The 18,435-nt window shown below is 34.9% G+C and carries 18 protein-coding genes; 14 read left to right on the forward strand and 4 right to left on the reverse strand.

The annotated features are described in order from the left end of the window. Nucleotides 1–13: 13 nt before the first annotated feature. The 3 genes from EKL95_RS05925 to EKL95_RS05935 form a co-directional block, all read right to left on the reverse strand. Nucleotides 14–1,363: a DEAD/DEAH box helicase gene (locus tag EKL95_RS05925; protein ID WP_126553277.1), complete on the reverse strand. Its 1,350-nt coding sequence runs from the start codon at nt 1,361–1,363 to the stop codon at nt 14–16. 143 nt (nt 1,364–1,506) lie between these two features. Further along, the gene (locus tag EKL95_RS05930; protein ID WP_126553275.1) at nt 1,507–3,051 is read right to left on the reverse strand and encodes a DEAD/DEAH box helicase; all 1,545 of its coding nucleotides are present in this window, start codon (nt 3,049–3,051) and stop codon (nt 1,507–1,509) included. A 106-nt stretch (nt 3,052–3,157) separates the two neighbouring features. Continuing rightward, complete coding sequence (locus EKL95_RS05935; RefSeq protein WP_126553273.1) at nt 3,158–3,685, reverse strand: DUF6155 family protein; 528 nt, start codon at nt 3,683–3,685, stop codon at nt 3,158–3,160. A 102-nt stretch (nt 3,686–3,787) separates the two neighbouring features. Here EKL95_RS05935 and EKL95_RS05940 point away from each other — a divergent pair, with 102 nt between their 5' ends. Both EKL95_RS05940 and EKL95_RS05945 read left to right on the forward strand, forming a co-directional pair. Next, nucleotides 3,788–4,066: a DUF3817 domain-containing protein gene (locus EKL95_RS05940; protein ID WP_126459634.1), complete on the forward strand. Its 279-nt coding sequence runs from the start codon at nt 3,788–3,790 to the stop codon at nt 4,064–4,066. After that, complete coding sequence (locus EKL95_RS05945) at nt 4,059–5,315, forward strand: mechanosensitive ion channel family protein (RefSeq protein ID WP_126553271.1); 1,257 nt, start codon at nt 4,059–4,061, stop codon at nt 5,313–5,315. Before EKL95_RS05940 ends, EKL95_RS05945 begins: the two co-directional genes overlap by 8 nt. Nucleotides 5,316–5,349: 34 nt before the next feature. On the opposite strand, the gene EKL95_RS05950 is transcribed toward EKL95_RS05945, so the two are convergent. Continuing rightward, the gene (locus EKL95_RS05950; protein ID WP_126451631.1) at nt 5,350–5,739 is read right to left on the reverse strand and encodes an acyl-CoA thioesterase; all 390 of its coding nucleotides are present in this window, start codon (nt 5,737–5,739) and stop codon (nt 5,350–5,352) included. 69 nt (nt 5,740–5,808) lie between these two features. Here EKL95_RS05950 and EKL95_RS05955 point away from each other — a divergent pair, with 69 nt between their 5' ends. From EKL95_RS05955 to EKL95_RS06010, 12 genes are all read left to right on the forward strand, one after another. Further along, nucleotides 5,809–6,213, forward strand: a complete 405-nt coding sequence (locus EKL95_RS05955) for a glyoxalase (RefSeq protein WP_126553269.1) — start codon at nt 5,809–5,811, stop codon at nt 6,211–6,213. Between the two features lie 290 nt (nt 6,214–6,503). Beyond that, nucleotides 6,504–7,217: an esterase family protein gene (locus tag EKL95_RS05960; RefSeq protein WP_126553267.1), complete on the forward strand. Its 714-nt coding sequence runs from the start codon at nt 6,504–6,506 to the stop codon at nt 7,215–7,217. A gap of 18 nt (nt 7,218–7,235) precedes the next feature. After that, on the forward strand, nt 7,236–8,177 hold the full coding sequence (locus EKL95_RS05965) for a RimK family alpha-L-glutamate ligase (protein WP_126459646.1): 942 nt from the start codon (nt 7,236–7,238) through the stop codon (nt 8,175–8,177). A 68-nt stretch (nt 8,178–8,245) separates the two neighbouring features. Then, entirely contained in the window at nt 8,246–9,355 is a 1,110-nt protein-coding gene (locus EKL95_RS05970; RefSeq protein WP_126459649.1) for a carboxylate-amine ligase, read from the forward strand. Nucleotides 9,356–9,395: 40 nt separating this feature from the next. Further along, the gene (locus EKL95_RS05975; protein ID WP_126553265.1) at nt 9,396–10,226 is read left to right on the forward strand and encodes a type 1 glutamine amidotransferase; all 831 of its coding nucleotides are present in this window, start codon (nt 9,396–9,398) and stop codon (nt 10,224–10,226) included. 12 nt (nt 10,227–10,238) lie between these two features. Further along, nucleotides 10,239–11,429: a hypothetical protein gene (locus tag EKL95_RS05980; protein WP_126563761.1), complete on the forward strand. Its 1,191-nt coding sequence runs from the start codon at nt 10,239–10,241 to the stop codon at nt 11,427–11,429. Between the two features lie 469 nt (nt 11,430–11,898). Then, nucleotides 11,899–12,462, forward strand: coding sequence for a gluconate 2-dehydrogenase subunit 3 family protein (locus tag EKL95_RS05985; protein ID WP_126451624.1), 564 nt, complete (start codon nt 11,899–11,901; stop codon nt 12,460–12,462). A 54-nt stretch (nt 12,463–12,516) separates the two neighbouring features. Continuing rightward, nucleotides 12,517–14,220: a GMC oxidoreductase gene (locus tag EKL95_RS05990; RefSeq protein ID WP_126451623.1), complete on the forward strand. Its 1,704-nt coding sequence runs from the start codon at nt 12,517–12,519 to the stop codon at nt 14,218–14,220. 10 nt (nt 14,221–14,230) lie between these two features. Beyond that, a complete protein-coding gene (locus tag EKL95_RS05995) occupies nt 14,231–15,391 on the forward strand; it encodes a Gfo/Idh/MocA family protein (RefSeq protein ID WP_233584076.1) in 1,161 nt (386 codons plus the stop codon). A gap of 39 nt (nt 15,392–15,430) precedes the next feature. Then, nucleotides 15,431–16,483: a sugar phosphate isomerase/epimerase family protein gene (locus EKL95_RS06000; RefSeq protein ID WP_126553261.1), complete on the forward strand. Its 1,053-nt coding sequence runs from the start codon at nt 15,431–15,433 to the stop codon at nt 16,481–16,483. A gap of 18 nt (nt 16,484–16,501) precedes the next feature. Next, on the forward strand, nt 16,502–16,876 hold the full coding sequence (locus EKL95_RS06005) for a c-type cytochrome (RefSeq protein ID WP_126459669.1): 375 nt from the start codon (nt 16,502–16,504) through the stop codon (nt 16,874–16,876). Nucleotides 16,877–16,977: 101 nt separating this feature from the next. Then, nucleotides 16,978–18,432: a Gfo/Idh/MocA family protein gene (locus tag EKL95_RS06010; protein WP_126553259.1), complete on the forward strand. Its 1,455-nt coding sequence runs from the start codon at nt 16,978–16,980 to the stop codon at nt 18,430–18,432. The last annotated feature ends 3 nt before the right edge of the window (nt 18,433–18,435 follow it).

An 18,435-nucleotide genomic window follows, 5' to 3' on the forward strand; every position in this document is an offset into this window, starting at 1 on the left:
GAAAAAGAATGAATTAATTCATTCTTTTTTGTTTTTTTATTGGTTTCTCCGTTTTTGAAAGGACTTCATTTTTTGCTTGAAGCAAGTGATTGGCCAGGACCTTTTCTATTAGTTCGTCTTTCGTCAAATGATGAAAAACTGTTTTTATTTTATCTTTTAATTCTGTAGCGATGTCATGATTGGGTTTTGTCTTGAAGATTTGCTTCGCCCATAACAACGTATTATTTTCTTCAATACTGGCAAGAGTTGGTTTTTTGAATTCTTTGAATTGTATTCCCAATTCTTTTTCGAATTCAGCAATTTCAACTACTTCTTCCGGCTGCAATACCGTCAATGAAAGTCCCTTTGCTCCTGCTCTTGCAGTTCTACCGCTACGATGTACGTATGCTTCATACACATCAGGCAAATGATAATTGACTACATAAGAAATTTCTTTTACATCAATTCCTCTTGCTGCTAAATCTGTTGCGACTAATATATTGATATGTCCTTCGCGGAATTGCTCCATGATTCGGTCTCTAATTCCCTGCGATAAACTTCCGTGTAATGCACCAGAAGAAAACCTATTGATAGCCAAGTTTTTAGCTAATTTATTGACTGCTGCTTTTGTTTTACAAAAAATGATACCGCGTTCACCCTCTTTAGAATTCAGAAAATGCATCAAAACGTCCAGTTTTTCAATAGGATTTACCACAATGTATTGATGATCAATTCCTTGATTACCTACTGTTTCCATATTGGCACTGACATGTACCACGTTTTTATTCAAATAGTTTTGAATCAATTGTTTTATGCTTCCGGGCATGGTGGCCGAGAATAAAAAAGTCTTATGCGCTGCTGGCAATTCAGCAATAATTTCATCTAAGCCTTCTTTTAATATAGTCACCATTTCATCGGCTTCATCGAGCACGAGGAATCTGGTTTCTTTTAAGTTTATGGCTTTGCGCTGAATTAAATCAATTAATCTTCCGGGCGTTGCCACTACAATATGTGTAGGTGTTGCAAGGCGTTCTATTTGCGGTTTGATTGGAATTCCTCCGCATGTTGCTGCAATGGAAACTTCAGGCAAAAAGGTGGCAAAAGACTCTAAATTTTTAAATATTTGTTGGCCTAATTCCCGAGTTGGCGCAAGAATTACTGCTTGAATCAAAGGTGATTTTACATCTATTAATTGTAAAATTGGCAATCCAAAAGCAGCTGTTTTTCCGGTACCGGTTTTAGCAAGTCCAACTATATCCGTTGTATTTGACAAAAGTAACGGAATCGTTTTTAGCTGAATTTCTGTTGGTACAACAATTTTCAATTCGGTAATCGCTTTTACTATTGGTGCTGAAATTCCTAAATCAGAGAATTGTTTTGGCATTTTTTTTGAATTTTATATTTTATAAAAAATAGTTGTTTTGTAACGGTAATTTTAGCCCCGATAGCAGTGAAAATCCTTTTATTTTTTCTTTAAAAATAAAAGATTGAAACGAATAGCGGGATTAGCTCCTTGAAAAATAAATATTACTCTTCATCCGGTTCGTTCATGATTTTTTCCCGGTATTTTTTCCCGGTCAATAATACCAGTTTCAATTTGTAATCATCTACTAGCCATTCGCGGTAATTTTTACTGCACTGGCTCAAACATTTTGAATAGCGCTTGATGCGACAATCAATGTCATCATCCAGTTCTTTTCCCAGCGCTTTTGCTTCTTGTAAGGTTTCAGAATTATCCACACACATGGCGGCATGTTGCTCTAGGGATTTTTCTAGCACTACTTTGGAACGTAAATTTTGTTTGATAATGAGTTTGTGTTCTTCATCCACATCAAAGGTTACTACTTCTGTTTTAGTAAATTTAGCGCGTAATTCCGGTGGCATGCTGTATTTAAAATACAATTCTATTTCTGTATCGTCTCGTAAGTTTTCCAGGTAAAACTCCGGAGATTTAAAGATATGCTGCCAGTTTACCGGCTCACTCCACAGGCCAAATCGGGCGGCGTTATTCCCTAAATCGATCACATTGAAAATGTCTTTGTTAGGTAATTTTCTGGAACCACGACCGATCATTTGGTAATATAAGGTCAACGATTTTGTTGCTCTGTTCAGGATTATGGTCTCTACGGTAGGCTCATCAAAACCGGTAGTAAGAATTCCCACTGATGTCAATATGGCATCAGGTGTATGCTTGAACCAATGTAAAATATCTTTTCTTTCCTCGTTATTACTGGTGTTGTCTAAATGGCGAATGGCATAACCGGCTTCTCTAAACGTTTCGTATACATATAAGGAGGTGTTGATTCCGTTATTGAAAATCAAGGTTTTCTTGCCTAATGATTTCTCCGTGTAGGCATGCAATAACTTTTCCTGCATGGCCATATTGGTGTACAAATCATCAGATGATTTTACGGTATAATCGCCATTGATCCCTACTTTCAGGGAGGTCAGACCCACATCATAGCTATAGGTAACTGCTTTGGCCAGAAAGCCATTTGTAATCAAGGAACTAATGGTGTCTCCTACGATTAATTCATCGTAGCTTTCATGCATTGGCAATTTGATATTTGAGCTTAAAGGTGTTGCGGTTACCCCTAAAATAAAAGCATTTTTGAAAGAGCTCAATAATTTACGAAAGGAATTGTAATGTGCCTCATCAATGATTACCAATCCTACATTATCTAAATGCAGTTTTTCATCGTTGATTCGGTTTTTTAAAGTTTCCACCATGGCTACAAAACAGGAATAATCGTTTTGATCCGGAAGTTCTTTTACTTTACTGTTGATAATTTTGTTTTTCACATCAAAACCTTTCAACATTTTTGAGGTTTGCTTGCACAACTCAATTCTGTGGGTCAAAACAACTACTTTTTTATCATGTTGCGATAAATAACGGCGCACAATTTCAGAAAAAACCACTGTTTTTCCACCACCGGTGGGCAATTGGTATAACAAATGGTGTTGTGGCGGTGCATTATCAATGCGCTCAAAGATGGCATCTATATCGCCTTTTTGGTACGCATAAAGTTCTTTTTTGTCTTCTATTTCTATTTCTAAAGTGTTTTGGGACATTGCTTATTGTTGGGTTTTTGCAAAAATACGCCTAAAAAACAGTTTAAGTATCAATTTTTATTAAAAATAAACGGAATGATTAAATAAATTTGAATTATGTGAGGATTTAATATTCTAATCGTTCTAAAATGGCATTAAATTCTGGTTCATTGTACCATTTTTGCAAAATAGTTTCAGTGTGTATGGCACTAATTCTGGGTTTAAAATCAGTAAGTATTCCATTTGCAATCAAGAAAACAACGGCTTGCTGAAAGGAATTGTACATGCTTTTGAAAAATAATTCTTGCTTTATATCCTGTTCTGATGAGAATGTTTGTGCTATTTCAATATTGTAAAGCATTACATCCGCAATTACAAAAGGATCTACTCCCAAAAGCGTAAAGTGCTTAATGTATTTTTGGGCAACGGAACGCCTCGTTTTAGGTTTGCTACGCCTTCCGGATTTTTTCAGAGGATAATATTCATTGGAAATTTTGAGTTTGCATTCCTTCAAAAGCGTTTCTTCTTTTGGATTAAAAACAAAATCATAATAGACTTTTACAGAACTGAATTTCTCGTACAATTCGAGTATTTGCTCTTCGAGTTGTTCTTTATTCAATTCGGCTACATATTTTTTTAAATCGCGTTTGCTCATTATCAAAGTTTAAGATTACAAAAGTAATTTACTTTAGGAATCAATGCGTGGTAAATCAATGATAATCCTTAATTTTGTCAATTATCACTTAAAAAAAAATAAATGCTTAAGATTTTTAAGGTTACAGCAATAGTAGAAGGTATATCCGCCTTATTGTTATTTTTCTTTGCTATGCCAATGAAATACATTTTTAATGATCCTATTTATGTCAAACACATTGGAATGGCTCACGGCGTATTATTTACTGCTTACATTATCTTGGCAACAATTTTAAAGTTTAGTGAAAAGTGGAATTTTAAAAAGTATTTTATCATTTGTATTGCGTCAATTCCTCCTTTTGGGACTTTTTACATAGAAAAGAAATACTTGCGAAATGTATAAATTAATAGAAAAAATATTCACTTTTCTATATCTAGTACTCAGGAAATGGGGCTTAGGGAACAGTCTGGCTTCTTATTTTAGCTTGGTGCTGAACATTATTGTTTTGTGTGTATTGGCGTATGTCATCTACGTAATTTTTAGACTTGTTTTAGTTACTATTATGGCCGTTATTGCCCAAAAAACCAAAACCAAATTTGATGATTTGCTGGTAACTAACAAAACGGCTAAATACATTGCACATTTAATTCCACTATTGTTTATTTACAAATCTGTTCCAATAATTTTAGATCGATTTGAATATTGGGAAGGCTTTTTTGGGAAATTGGTTGGAATCTACATCATCATTCTGATTTTATGGATTATACGAACTATTTTCAATGCGTTACGTGATTATTTAAAACTAAAACCAAGATACAGCGACAAACCTATTGACAGTTTCATTCAGGTAATCATGATTATGTTGTGGGTAATTGGAATTACATTAATCATTTCAAAATTATTTGAGATTGATAAAAAAGAGCTTTTAACTATTTTAGGAGCCGTTTCAGCGGTAATCATATTAATATTCCGAGATACCATTTTAGGTTTTGTATCTAGTGTTCAAGTATCCATAAACGATATGGTTCGAATTGGCGACTGGATTACGATGGATAAATTTGGTGCCGATGGAGATGTCATCGAGATCAATCTGGCAACGGTAAAAGTTCGAAATTTCGATAATACCACAACCACAATTCCAACCTATAGTTTGAGTTCAGATTCGTTTCAAAACTGGCGCGGAATGCTGAATTCAGATGGCCGACGCATCAAAAGACACATTCTGATAAAAACAAGCAGCATTCGGTTTTTAGAGGAAGCAGAATTAAATGATTTAAAAAAAATTCATCTAATATCGGATTATATTGACAGTCGAAAATTAGAAATAGACGACTATAATTCTAAACATAAAATTGACAAATCCATTGCTATTAATGGGCGAAATTTGACAAACTTAGGTTTATTTCGAAAATACATCACGGAATACCTGTTCAATTATCCAGGATTAAACAAAGACATGTTGATGCTTTGCCGTCAGTTACAATCAACTTCCCATGGTGTACCGCTTGAGGTTTATGCGTTTTCACATGACAAGCGATTTGAAAACTATGAATACATCATGTCGGATATATTTGATCACATCATTGCTTCCATAAAATATTTTGATTTAGAAATTTTTGAAACAACTGCAGAAAGTGAATCTCAGGTTTAATTTTTTTACTTAAAAAGTATAAATGCACTTCGTATCAAATTAATAATCTGTTTTTCACATATTCAATTGCTGTTTTTCCATGTGCCTTAGGTTTTCCATCCGCATCTAAGTTAACCATTGTGGTGTGATCAATTGTAATGATTGTCTCGCGTGTCATCATATTTCGTGCCTCGCATTTCAGCGTGAGTGAGGTTGTGCCAAATTTTAAAACATCAATTCCAATTTCGACAATATCACCTTGTCTGGCCGAACTTCGAAAATTGATTTCCGACATGTATTTGGTTACGATTCTGGTATTTTCTAATTGAATTATGGTATACAAAGCCAATTCTTCATCAATCCAAGCTAATAATTTACCGCCAAATAAAGTTCCGTTAGGATTTAGATCTTCGGGTTTTACCCATTTTCTAGTGTGAAATTTCATATTTTTTCTTTATAAATGTAAAATTAAACTTTTCTTACGGCTATTTTCTCTATTTTTAAAGAAAAAATCATGAACGAACGCGATACTTTTTTAAAAGAATTCCGAGGACAAACAATAGGTTCCGTAACCACACAATCCACAACAGAAGAATCATTTCAAAATGAGGTGTTACGCCCCATTCTAAAGTTGCAAAATGACTTATTTGCAGCATCCTTCCTCAATTATGTCAACAAAAATAAAATTGATTTCTACAGTTATACACTTGATAAAAAAGTATCCGTCATGGAAAATGCAATCCAGAAAGACATCAAGTTTAGAAATTCTCTGAAAGGAATGATCATTGGTTTATTTACAGCCGATGAATATGCTGCTTATGTACAAAACTCCTCCAATATCAATAAAAGAATGATGAGCATGCTTGTAGAACGATTAAAAAGTCATGTATCACTGTATGAAATTAATAAAAGCAACTAGCGCTATTTCTTCCTTATTTTAGAAATTTAGGGTTCTCTAATCAAATAGTAATTATAGGAAAGATCCTAAGGCTTATTTTAGGTCTAAAAACCTTATAATTAAAAATATAGAGCTTTTAAAACACGTTGCCTTGTTGTTTATAATTTAAAAAACGGCTCTTTATTCATCCAAATTTTACCATTTAGATCCAATTTATTAATCCTAATCTTTTTTATAATAAATATGGGTTAAGTATAATTTTATCTGATTTTTGTGTTATTTTTTTCATTATAATTGTTAAAACTAATTTCATGAAGGAAGAGTATTTCAAATGGCATTCCCCTAATTTAAATAGAGCGATAGAAATGTTGGTTTTTGGACATGCCGGATATCCTGTAATTGTATTTCCTACTTCTATGGGGAGTTACCATGAAAATAAAGATATGGGATTGATTGATTCTGCAAAATGGTATCTGGAACAAGGTTTGATCCAAATATTTTGTCCTGATAGCATTGATAAAGACAGTTTTTACAATAAAAATATATATCCTATAAATCGTATAGAAAACCACGTCAGGTACGATAAAATGATTTGTCACGAAATCGTTGAAAAAATAAAGAACAATACCTCCTCAGGCAGAGTGGCTCTTGCCGGTTGCAGTTTTGGCGGGTATCATGCGGCAAATTTTGCTTTTAGACATCCTGGTTATGTAAGTCATTTGTTTTCTATGAGTGGCGCTTTTAATATCAAGAGTTTTATGGATGGTTTTCATGACGATGATGTGTTTTACAACAGCCCGGAAGATTATTTACATGGACTTAATGATCCGGAATTATGGAAAATGGATATTGTGCTTGGGACGTCTAATTGGGATATTTGTTTTGATGCAAATTTAAAACTAAGTAAAGTGTTGAGCGATAGAAACATTCATCATTGGTTGGATATTCGTCAGGAACGAAAACACGACTGGCCGGTATGGACCGAAATGTTTCCACATTATTTATCCAGAATAAAATTTTTTTAAAATTATAAACATATCAAGATGAAAAAAATTGGAATTTTATTTGGAATGGAAGATACATTTCCACAAGCCTTCATAGATCGTGTCAATTCAAAAAACGAAAAAGAAATCATAGCTGAAGCTGTGGTTATTGATAAAGTAGTTCAAAATCAAGACGGAGAATATGCCGTAATTATTGATCGCATTTCGCAAGATGTCCCTTTCTATCGTGCATATTTGAAAAATGCTGCTTTAACAGGGACGAATGTGATCAACAATCCTTTTTGGTGGAGTGCTGATGATAAATTTTTTAATAATTCATTGGCCGATACTTTGGGAGTTCCGTTACCTAATACGGTACTTCTCCCATCGGCGGAACATCCTACGGATACGACTGGAAAATCATTCCGAAACCTAAAATACCCAATGGATTGGGAAGAAATTTTTCATTATATTGGTTTTCCAGCTTATATGAAACCCTATGCCGGAGGTGGCTGGAAAAATGTGTATCGATTAGAAAATGTCGAAGAATTTTGGGAGAAACATAAGGAAACGGGGCAACTGGTGATGATGCTACAGGAAGAAATTGTTTTTACAGAGTATTTCAGAGTCTATTGTTTGGGTTGCAAAGCCGTTAGGATTATGCAATACGAACCCAGAAATCCGCATCATTTGCGTTATGTACTTGATGGGCCGCCTGTGGATAAAAAATTATTAGCTACTATTAAGGATTATACTTTACGTCTTTGCAAAGGATTGGGTTATGATTTTAATACGGTTGAATTTGCAGTCCGTGATGGTATTCCCTATGCGATAGATTTTGGAAATCCAGCACCAGATGCTGAATTAACTTCGGTAGGTGCAGAAAACTTTGAGTGGGTTGTAGAGGAAGCTGCAAAAATGGCAATTGCTGCTGCAAAAAAACAGAAATCCGGAAAGATGAATTTGACTTGGGGAACATTTATGAAAGATGCAGTAAAATAGTTTTCAGTCACAGTATTCAGTAAACAGACTGTAAACTTTGACTGCGACTGAACACTAAAACAATAATTATGTTAAAGAAATTACCTGTTTTCACCCTCGGTGTAGAAGAAGAATATCAAATTATAGATCCTGTAACCAGAGATTTACGGTCGCATTTATCCAAAATTGTAGATGGTGCGAAGATCATTTTGAATGAGCAGGTAAAGGCTGAAATGCATCAATCTGTGGTCGAAGTGGGTACCAATATTTGCAATAATGTGAATGATGCCAAAAATGAGATTCGGTTTTTACGTTCTAAAATCGTTGAATTAGCGGACAAACAAGATCTTATTGTGGGTGGTGCCGGGACGCATCCTTTCTCGAAATGGCAGGATCAACCGATAACTGATGATCCTCGCTATCACGATATTGTCAATGAATTGCAAGATGCAGCGCGTTCAAATTTAATTTTTGGAATGCATTGTCATGTAGGAATTGAAAATCGGGAGATTGGCTTGCAATTAATGAATCAGGCCACATATTTTTTGCCGCATATTTTTGCGCTTTCAACGAACTCTCCTTTTTGGGAGGGAAGAAAAACAGGTTATAAGTCCTTTAGAACGAAAGTTTTTGACAAGTTTCCAAGGACAGGTTTGCCGGAATATTTTGATTCGGTGAGTTCGTATGAGAATTATTTGGATACATTAATAAAGACTAATTGCATCGATAATCCAAAGAAAATCTGGTGGGATTTACGGTTGCATCCTTTTTACAATACGATTGAATTCAGGATTTGTGATATGTCATTGACAGTGGATGAAACCATTTGCATTGTTGCTATTATTCAGGCAATTGTAGCTAAACTCTACAAATTGAACATGAACAATACTAGCTTTAATGTGTATCGACTGGCTTTGATAAAAGAAAATAAATTTCGGGCGGCACGTTACGGAATTGAGAATAGTATGATCGATTTTGGTTTGCAAAAAGAAGTAGAAACAAAAATGCTTATTCTGGAACTGCTTGATTTCATTGATGATGTGGTGGATGAATTAGGAAGTCGTGCTGATATAAATTATGTCCATGAAATTTTAAAAAACGGTACCGGTGCTGATAAGCAACTGGCTATTTTTCAAGAAACGGGCGATCTTTCCTGTGTGGTTGACTTCATAACAGGAGAATTTACGAAAGGATTATAAAATATAAAGTACCTTTGTTCATTGTTTTTTAAAAAAAAGTATGTCTAATAAAATTATAAAAATAGCCCTTCTGGACATGTACAATGGTGAACCCAACCAGGGAATGCGATGTATTATTGATGTTGTCAATAGGTTTAGTCCCGTTGTTAGTTTTGAAATATTTGATGTTCGGGTAAAATGTGAATTGCCGGACAAGAATAAATTTGACATTTATATTTCAACTGGAGGACCCGGAAATCCCTTAAGTGGTGATGGAAACTGGGATGTAAAATACTATGAATTTATCGATTCCTTGAATAAATGGAATACTGAAAATAGTATTAAAAAACATGTTTTGTTCATTTGTCATTCTTTTCAAATGGCGTGTTTGCATTTTGGATTGGCTACGGTTACCAAACGAAATGACACTTCTTTTGGGGTGATGACCATTCATAAAACCAAAGAAGGACTTGTGGATCCCTTGTTCGAGGGATTAGGAGACCCTTTTTATGCGATAGATTCCAGAGACTATCAAGTGGTTCAACCCAAGTTAAGTATTTTTGCGAAAAAAGGAGCCAAAATTATTTCATTAGAGAAAATTAGGGATCATGTACAATACGAACGCGCAATTATGGCCGTGCGTTTTACCGATTATTTTGTGGGTACTCAATTTCACCCGGAAGCGGATCCCATTAGTTTTGTTTCTCATTTAAGAAATAAAGAAGCAAAGGAAAAGATTAAGAATATGAAAGGAAAAAAGAAGTTCAGAAACATGCTGGAGGATTTATTAGATGATGATAAAATATACAGAACTAATGAAACTTTGATTCCTAATTTCCTTCGAATAGCAATTAATGACTTGCTAAAAACAAAGAAGACACTTTCTAATTAATACGATTTCAAAATGATTTCAAAATATCGGAAGTTATTTAATACTCAATTTACAGAAAAAAAATATCAGGAATTCAAAGATGATATTGCTTCCGATTTTAATTACCTGCCTACTTTCCGGTTAGGCGAAACCCCCTTTTTTATTTCGAAGGAGCTTAAAGCACAATTGATTGAAGGCTGTAATGATGTTATAGCTTTCATTCAGAAAAACGACTTTAAATCACTTACAAATAAATCATTAGAGCTAAATAATACTGTTCCTAATGAGGATGAACATACTACCTTTTTAGCAATTGATTTTGGAATTTGTGAAGAAGACGGAGTACTTATTCCAAAACTAATTGAAGTACAGGGATTCCCCTCTTTGTACAATTATCAAATGCATTTGTACGAAAAATTTAAAAATCATTATCCATTTCTTAACGAATTAACTCCATTTATTAATGCTATTGAACCACAGGAATATCTTACTATTTTAGAAGAAGTGATTTGCAACTATCATCCAAAAGAAAATGTTATTCTTCTTGAAATAGAACCCGAAAAACAAAATACCAAGATTGATTTTTATTACTGCAAAAGAGACATTGGCATCCCTATAGTTTGTGTTACTGAACTCATAAAAAAAGGAAAACAACTGTTTTACAAAAATGCAACAGGCAATGAAATATTGGTAAAAAGAATTTACAATCGGGTTATTTTTGATGAATTGGATTTGAGAACAGATTTAAGACTTAATTTTAGTTTTTCAGATGATTTGGATGTGGAATGGGCGGGACATCCTAACTGGTTTTTCAGAATCAGTAAATTTATTTTACCTTTCTTAAAAGGAAAATATTGTATTGAAACGACACTATTGAGTGACTTGGCAGTAATTCCTCAGGATTTAGAAAACTATGTTTTGAAACCGCTTTTTTCTTTTTCAGGAACGGGCGTTATTTTTCATGTCACAAAAAAAGATATTGAAGCCGTTGTAGATAAAGAATTATATATTCTTCAAAAAAAAGTAAATTATCTTCCTATTGTACACGCTCCTGAAGGGAAAGTAAAAGCTGAAGTCCGAATCTTGTGTGTTTGGAAAAAAGGTGATGCCGTACCTACTCTACTCTGCAACTTAGTCCGCTTAAGCCGTGGCGAGATGATTGGCGTGAAATTCAATAAAGATAAAGATTGGGTTGGTGGCACTTTAGGTTTATTTGAAAGGTAGATAATACTTCCATTTTGTAACATTCAAAAAATTCCATTTTTTAGCGGGTTGCACATTTAAATTACTTCCTATTTTTAAAATATAAAAACTTCTTTTTTACTACAAAACAGGAAATATATAGTAGATTATTTGAATGGTTATTTAAGTAATACCGTCATTTTAACACATTGAAATGGTGTGAAAAGAAAATACAGTTATATTTTATAATTAAAACCTTGTTAATTTTACATTAAAAATAATTTAAAAATCGTTTTTTATTCTTTTTTGCTTCTTCAAACATTTTTTTTTTCTTGATTTAATTGATTCCAACTGCTGTTTAATGAATTTTTGAAAGTGATTCCCTTAATAATTTGAAAAATATGGAATTATTCAATATTTTAACATAAAAAAAATTAACCTGTTTTTTTTTTCTTTATTATTGTAATGTTATAATAAATTAAGAAGAATCAATAATTTTAATAATTAGCAAATGAATAGAAGAGAAGCACTTAAAAGCGTTGCATTTTTGATGGGAAGCGCAATCTCAGCAACAACAATGGGCGTTTTATTTGAAAGTTTTACTTTGCCTGAAAAAGAAAAAAATAGCGTGTCTTTTTCTGCTGCAGATGAAGAAATTTTGGCTGAATTTGCCGATATCATTATACCTACTACAGCCTCTTCGGCAGGAGCAAAAGCTGCAGGATTGGGTGCTTTTATTCCAATGATTATTAGAGAATGTTATCCTGCAAAAATGCAAGAAATTTTTGCTTCCGGGATGCAGGAAATGCAAGCAAAATGCGTTAAAGATTTCAATAAGAATTTCTTATCAATGTCAGTTGAAGAGCGTCAGCAATTAATGACTTCATTACGAGATGAGGCAATTGCAACTGATAAAGCACCTTCATTCTTTTTGATTGCTAGAGATTTAACTCTTCTTGGCTATTATTCTTCAGAAATAGGTTGTACACAAGCACGCGAATACCTTCCAGTTCCGGGACGCTACGATGGTAGTGCAGACTACAAACCCGGACAAAAAGCTTGGGCAACCAACTAATTGTTACTAGAACCTTTTGTTATAAACTATTTTATTAAATAAAAAATACTACCCGTGAATATAAATACCAATTTGAAAGAGGAAAATACGTATGATGCTATTGTTGTAGGATCTGGAATTAGTGGTGGTTGGGCTGCAAAAGAACTTACCGAAAAAGGATTAAAAGTTTTGATGTTAGAACGCGGAATGAATATTGAGCACATCAAAGATTATGAATCGGCCATGAAAGCACCATGGGAATTTGAACGCGCTGGCAAGCTTACCGAAGAACAAAAAAGAACCCATCCTGTTCAAACAAGAGATTATCCATACAATGAAGCTACCGAAAAATGGTGGGTGAATGACTTGGAATGTCCCTATACAGAAGACAAACGTTTTGATTGGTACAGAGGATTTCATGTGGGTGGAAAATCTTTAATGTGGGGCCGTCAAAGTTACCGTTTTAGTGACCATAATTTTGAAGATAATGCCAAAGATGGTCATGGAAATGACTGGCCTATTCGATATAAAGACCTTACCAAGTGGTATGATTATGTAGAGAAATTCGCAGGAATAAGTGGGCAAGCTGAAAATTGGCCCCTATTACCGGATGGTAAATTTTTGCCTCCAATGGATTTAAATTGTGTTGAAAAATCAGTTAAAGAAAGATTAGAAAAACATTATAATAAAACCCGTATTCTTACAATTGGTCGTACTGCTAACTTAACTGTACCCCACAAAGGGCGTGGCAGCTGTCAGTACAGAAATTTATGCAGTCGAGGCTGTCCATTTGGCGCCTATTTTAGCACCCAATCTTCTACACTACCTGCTGCAATGGCAACCAATAGATTGACCGTGAGACCCTACTCTATTGTGAATCATATTATTTATGATAAAGACACTAAAAAAGCAAAGGGTGTTATGGTTATTGATGCAGAAACAAATGAAACCATGGAGTTTTATGCTAAAATTGTTTTTGTAAACGCATCCACCTTAGGATCAACATTCCTTTTATTAAATTCAACTTCAGAAGCGCATCCGAATGGAATGGGTAATGCCAGCGGACAATTAGGCCATAATCTTATGGACCATCATTTCCGTTGTGGTGCAGAAGGAACAGCTGAAGGTTTTGAAGATAAATACACGTACGGAAGAAGAGCTAATGGTATTTATATTCCAAGATATCAGAATGTAGGTGGTGATAAACGAGATTATTTAAGAGGTTTTGGGTACCAAGGAGGTGCCAGCAGAGGATCTTGGCATAAAGAAGTTGCCGAATTGGCTTTTGGTGAAAACTTTAAATCGACTATGTCATTACCTGCTGATTCCTGGAGTATGGGATTAGGTGGTTTTGGAGAAATGCTGCCGTATTACGAAAACAAAGTGTACATCGATCATAGCAAAAAAGACAAATGGGGACAACCAGTTTTAGCTATTGATTGTGAATACAAAGAAAATGAAGCAAAAATGCGGGAAGATATGATGAATGATGCCGCAGAAATGCTGGAAGCATCTGGAATCAAAAATGTGCAAACCTATGATAACGATTGTTATCCTGGAATGGCTATACACGAAATGGGTACTGCCAGAATGGGTAATGACCCCAAGGATTCCGTTTTAAATAAATGGAATCAATTGCACGAAGTTAGTAATGTATTTGTTACCGATGGTTCTTGTATGCCTTCTATTGCGTGTCAAAATCCATCATTAACATTTATGGCTTTGACGGCTCGTGCCTGCGATTATGCAGTAAAAGAATTAAAAAAAGGAAATATTTAGGTTCATCATTATGAGAAAATTAAGAATGGGAATGGTCGGTGGTGGTCAAGATGCTTTTATAGGTGCAATTCACCGCTTAGCCGCCAATATGGATGGACTAATTGAATTAAAGTGTGGTGCATTAAGTATAAAACCAGAAACCGCAATTGCATCTGGTAAAGCCTTGTTTCTTCCGGAATCAAGAACATATTTAACGTATGACGAAATGATTAAAGCGGAAGCGGCTTTACCTGCTGACGAAAGAATCGATTTTGTTACTATTGTTACTCCAAATTTTGCCCATTTTGCACCTGCAATGATGGCTTTGGAGCATGGTTTTAATGTAGTAATTGAAAAACCAATGACTTTTTCATTGGAAGAAGCAAAACTATTGAAACAAAAAGTAGAAGAGACAGGATTACTACTTTGTTTAACACATACGTACTCCGGGTATCCAATGGTCAAACAAGCGAAAGCTATGGTCAGCGAAGGAAAATTGGGTAAAATTAGAAAAGTTTTAGTAGAATATCCCCAAGGATGGTTAAGTACACTATCCGAAAGAGAGGGAAACGCACAAGCTGCATGGCGAACAGATCCTAAAAAATCCGGAAAAAGTTCTGTAATGGGAGATATTGGTACGCACGCCTCTCATTTAGCCGAATATATCACCGGAGCTAAAATTACCGATGTTTGTGCAGAATTAAACACATTAGTTGAAGGCCGCATAATGGACGATGATGGAGCTGTACTATTGAAATTTGACAATGGTGCTAAAGGCGTTTTAATAGCATCACAAGTAGCAGCTGGAGAAGAAAACGCTTTAAAAATCAGAGTTTATGGCGAAAAAGGTGGAATCGAATGGTTTCAACATGATCCAAACACTTTAACGGTTAGGTGGTTAGATGAACCAACTCAGGTTTTAAGAGCTGGATCCAATTATGCACATTTATCTTCATTTGCAACACACAATTGTAGAACTCCAGGCGGACATCCAGAAGGTTATTTAGAAGCATTTGCTAATATTTATCGCAACTTTGCTTTAACCCTCAACTGCAAATTAGATGGTACAACACCTACTCCTGAAATGTTAGACTTTCCTTCTGTTGAAGATGGAGTGAGAGGAATGGCATTTATAGATAACGTAGTCGCATCATCACAATCGGATAAAAAATGGACTCCCTACGTTTTGTAATTTATTAGGAATTCGTAGACCTCTTATATACCAAATATTATGACAACAATTCAAGGGCCTGCGGTCTTTTTAGCACAGTTTATTGATGATAAAGCTCCTTTTAATTCCTTAGATGGGATTTGTAAATGGGCTGCTGATTTAGGCTTTAAAGGGATTCAAATGCCAACATTAGATACCCGTTTTATTGATTTACAAAAAGCGGCAGAAAGTAAAACCTATGCGGATGAACTAAAAGGAACAATTGCTTCTTACGGACTAGAAATCACTGAATTATCAACCCATTTACAAGGGCAGTTAGTGGCTGTTCATCCTGCTTATGATGACTTTTTTGATGCATTTGCACCAGTAAATGTACATGGAAATCCTAAAGCAAGGCAAGAATGGGCTGTGCAACAATTGAAATATGCGGCTAAAGCATCTCAAAATTTAGGGTTAAATGCACATGCCACTTTTAGTGGTTCTCTACTTTGGCAGTATTTTCATCCTTGGCCACAACGACCTCCGGGTTTAGTGGAAGATGGTTTTGCCGAATTGGCTAAACGCTGGTTGCCCATTTTAAATGAGTTTGATCAAAATGGTGTTGACCTTTGTTACGAAATTCATCCCGGAGAAGATTTATTTGATGGGGAAACCTATGAAATGTTTTTGAAAGCGGTGAATAATCACTCCAGAGCTTGCTTGTTGTACGATCCATCGCATTTTGTTTTACAACAATTAGATTACATCCAATATATCGATTTTTATCATGAACGGATTAAAGCATTTCACGTAAAGGATGCCGAGTTTAATCCTACAGGAAAGCAAGGTACTTTTGGAGGCTACCAAAGCTGGGCAAATCGTGCCGGACGGTATCGTTCTCTAGGCGATGGTCAGATTGATTTTAAAACGATATTCAGCAAACTAGCCCAATATGATTTCAAAGGATGGGCAGTAATGGAATGGGAATGCTGCATTAAAAATCAGGAAGATGGAGCGCGTGAAGGTGCTGAATTTATAAAAAATCATATTATAAAAGTTACTGATAAAGCATTTGATGATTTTGCTGCAGTAGAAACAAATCTGGCTTTTAACAAAAAAAACTTAGGATTATAAAAACTTAAATACAATAAAATGAAATTAAAATATTTCTTTTTTGGGGTTGCACTAATTAGTTTAACCTCATTTTCTAATGATAATTCAGAAGAAAAATATATTGAAACTACTGCGCAATCAAACCTTGTTGTTCAAACCTCTGAAGGAGAAAAATTAATAGCTAAATCCGATTGCATCGGATGTCATAAATTAGACAAAAAACTAATTGGTCCCTCCTACTTAGACATTGCTAAAAAATATGCTTTAAATGATAAAAATGTTGCCTATTTATCCGGTAAAATAATAAAAGGTGGCTCTGGGGTTTGGGGTTCAATTCCCATGTCTGCGCATGCTTCACTGAAAAAGAATGAGGCAAATTCTATGGCAAAGTATATTTTATCCTTAAAAAAGTAAATTAAAAGGCGCTTTTAAAGAGTCAATATAATTCTAGAATGTCGAAAATAAAATCATGATGTTACACAATTTTTTGCTATAAACTAAACTGGATTAAAATAATGAAACAAAAAGAAGAAGATAAAATTACAAATAACCGTCGTGATTTTATAAAAACAACCGCTATAGCTGCAGCAGCTTTTATGATTGTTCCCCGTCACGTTCTAGGAAGAGGATTTGTTGCGCCAAGTGATCGTTTATCAATAGCCAGTATTGGTGTTGGTGGACAAGGTAAATTTGATGTCAGTATGTTTGCCAGAAGTGGAAAAGCGGATATATCGTTTTTATGTGATGTAGATACCAGAAGAGCAGCTGCAAGTGTAAATGCATTTCCTAAAGCTAAATTTTATACCGATTGGCGTGAAATGTTAGACAAAGAACATAAAAATTTCGATGCCGTTTCAGTTTCAACTCCAGATCATAATCATGCTATTCAAGCACTTGCTGCTATGCAATTAGGAAAACATGTGTATGTTCAAAAACCTATGGCACATGATATTTACGAAGCTCGAATTTTGACACAAGCTGCTACAAAATATAAAGTGGTAACCCAAATGGGAAATCAAGGTGCCTCGAATGATGGTACCAGAATAATGAAAGAATGGTATGAAGCAGGTTTAATAGGCGATGTTCACACGATTCATGCTTGGACAGACCGTCCGGTTTGGCCTCAAGGGATTCCTTGGTCTGCTAATAAAGCGGATATTCCAAAAGAATTAGATTGGGATTTATGGTTGGGAACAGCTCCTTACAAAGAGTATGTAAATAAATTAGTGCCCTTTAACTGGCGCGGTTGGTGGGATTATGGAACAGGTGCATTAGGCGATATGGGCTGTCACTTGTTAGAAGCACCTTTTAGTGTATTAAATTTAAAATATGCTAAAGATGTTCAATGTAGTGTAGGTTCAGTATATGTAGATGAGTTTCAAAGAGGATATTTTCCTGAGAGTTGTCCTCCCTCCAGTCATGTTACCTTAACTTTTCCAAAAACGGAGAAAACAAACGGTGACGTTGCAGTACACTGGATGGATGGTGGAATTCAGCCGGAAAGACCTTCCGAATTAGGTTCGAATGAAATTTTTGGAGACGGTGGAAATGGTACCTTATTCACAGGAACAAAAGGAAAAATGATGTGTGATACCTACGGTTTAAATCCACGTTTGCTTCCTCTAAGCAAAAATGAAAATCTACAAGTTGCTCAAAAATATGCAAGAGTGATCGATGGTTCAGGAGGACATTACAAGCAGTGGATTGAAGCCGCTATTGCTGGTTATGGAAAAAAAGAATTAAGTTCTCCTTTTGAAATTGCCGGTCCTTTAACTGAAGCTTTATTGATGGCAAATCTTGCGATCAGAGGATACGATGTGATGCGAGAAGAGCTTGGAGAAGAAGTGTACCCAGGACGTTCCGCAAAATTATTATGGGATAATGATGCCATGAGAATTACAAATTTTGATGAAGTGAACCAATTTGTGAAACGGGATTATCGTCAAGGTTGGAAAGCTTTAACTTTATAAGCA

It is taken from the genome of Flavobacterium sp. LB2P53, assembly GCF_003970305.1.
GTDB lineage: Bacteria > Bacteroidota > Bacteroidia > Flavobacteriales > Flavobacteriaceae > Flavobacterium.

What these genes read in the sequence shown, in the direction of transcription:
- EKL95_RS05925 (WP_126553277.1), bottom strand. Translation starts at nt 1,363, where the DNA reads ATGCCAAAACAATTCTCTGATTTAGGAATTTCAGCACCAATAGTAAAA.
- EKL95_RS05930 (WP_126553275.1), bottom strand. Translation starts at nt 3,051, where the DNA reads ATGTCCCAAAACACTTTAGAAATAGAAATAGAAGACAAAAAAGAACTT.
- EKL95_RS05935 (WP_126553273.1), bottom strand. Translation starts at nt 3,685, where the DNA reads ATGAGCAAACGCGATTTAAAAAAATATGTAGCCGAATTGAATAAAGAA.
- EKL95_RS05940 (WP_126459634.1), top strand. Translation starts at nt 3,788, where the DNA reads ATGCTTAAGATTTTTAAGGTTACAGCAATAGTAGAAGGTATATCCGCC.
- EKL95_RS05945 (WP_126553271.1), top strand. Translation starts at nt 4,059, where the DNA reads ATGTATAAATTAATAGAAAAAATATTCACTTTTCTATATCTAGTACTC.
- EKL95_RS05950 (WP_126451631.1), bottom strand. Translation starts at nt 5,739, where the DNA reads ATGAAATTTCACACTAGAAAATGGGTAAAACCCGAAGATCTAAATCCT.
- EKL95_RS05955 (WP_126553269.1), top strand. Translation starts at nt 5,809, where the DNA reads ATGAACGAACGCGATACTTTTTTAAAAGAATTCCGAGGACAAACAATA.
- EKL95_RS05960 (WP_126553267.1), top strand. Translation starts at nt 6,504, where the DNA reads ATGAAGGAAGAGTATTTCAAATGGCATTCCCCTAATTTAAATAGAGCG.
- EKL95_RS05965 (WP_126459646.1), top strand. Translation starts at nt 7,236, where the DNA reads ATGAAAAAAATTGGAATTTTATTTGGAATGGAAGATACATTTCCACAA.
- EKL95_RS05970 (WP_126459649.1), top strand. Translation starts at nt 8,246, where the DNA reads ATGTTAAAGAAATTACCTGTTTTCACCCTCGGTGTAGAAGAAGAATAT.
- EKL95_RS05975 (WP_126553265.1), top strand. Translation starts at nt 9,396, where the DNA reads ATGTCTAATAAAATTATAAAAATAGCCCTTCTGGACATGTACAATGGT.
- EKL95_RS05980 (WP_126563761.1), top strand. Translation starts at nt 10,239, where the DNA reads ATGATTTCAAAATATCGGAAGTTATTTAATACTCAATTTACAGAAAAA.
- EKL95_RS05985 (WP_126451624.1), top strand. Translation starts at nt 11,899, where the DNA reads ATGAATAGAAGAGAAGCACTTAAAAGCGTTGCATTTTTGATGGGAAGC.
- EKL95_RS05995 (WP_233584076.1), top strand. Translation starts at nt 14,231, where the DNA reads ATGAGAAAATTAAGAATGGGAATGGTCGGTGGTGGTCAAGATGCTTTT.
- EKL95_RS06000 (WP_126553261.1), top strand. Translation starts at nt 15,431, where the DNA reads ATGACAACAATTCAAGGGCCTGCGGTCTTTTTAGCACAGTTTATTGAT.
- EKL95_RS06005 (WP_126459669.1), top strand. Translation starts at nt 16,502, where the DNA reads ATGAAATTAAAATATTTCTTTTTTGGGGTTGCACTAATTAGTTTAACC.
- EKL95_RS06010 (WP_126553259.1), top strand. Translation starts at nt 16,978, where the DNA reads ATGAAACAAAAAGAAGAAGATAAAATTACAAATAACCGTCGTGATTTT.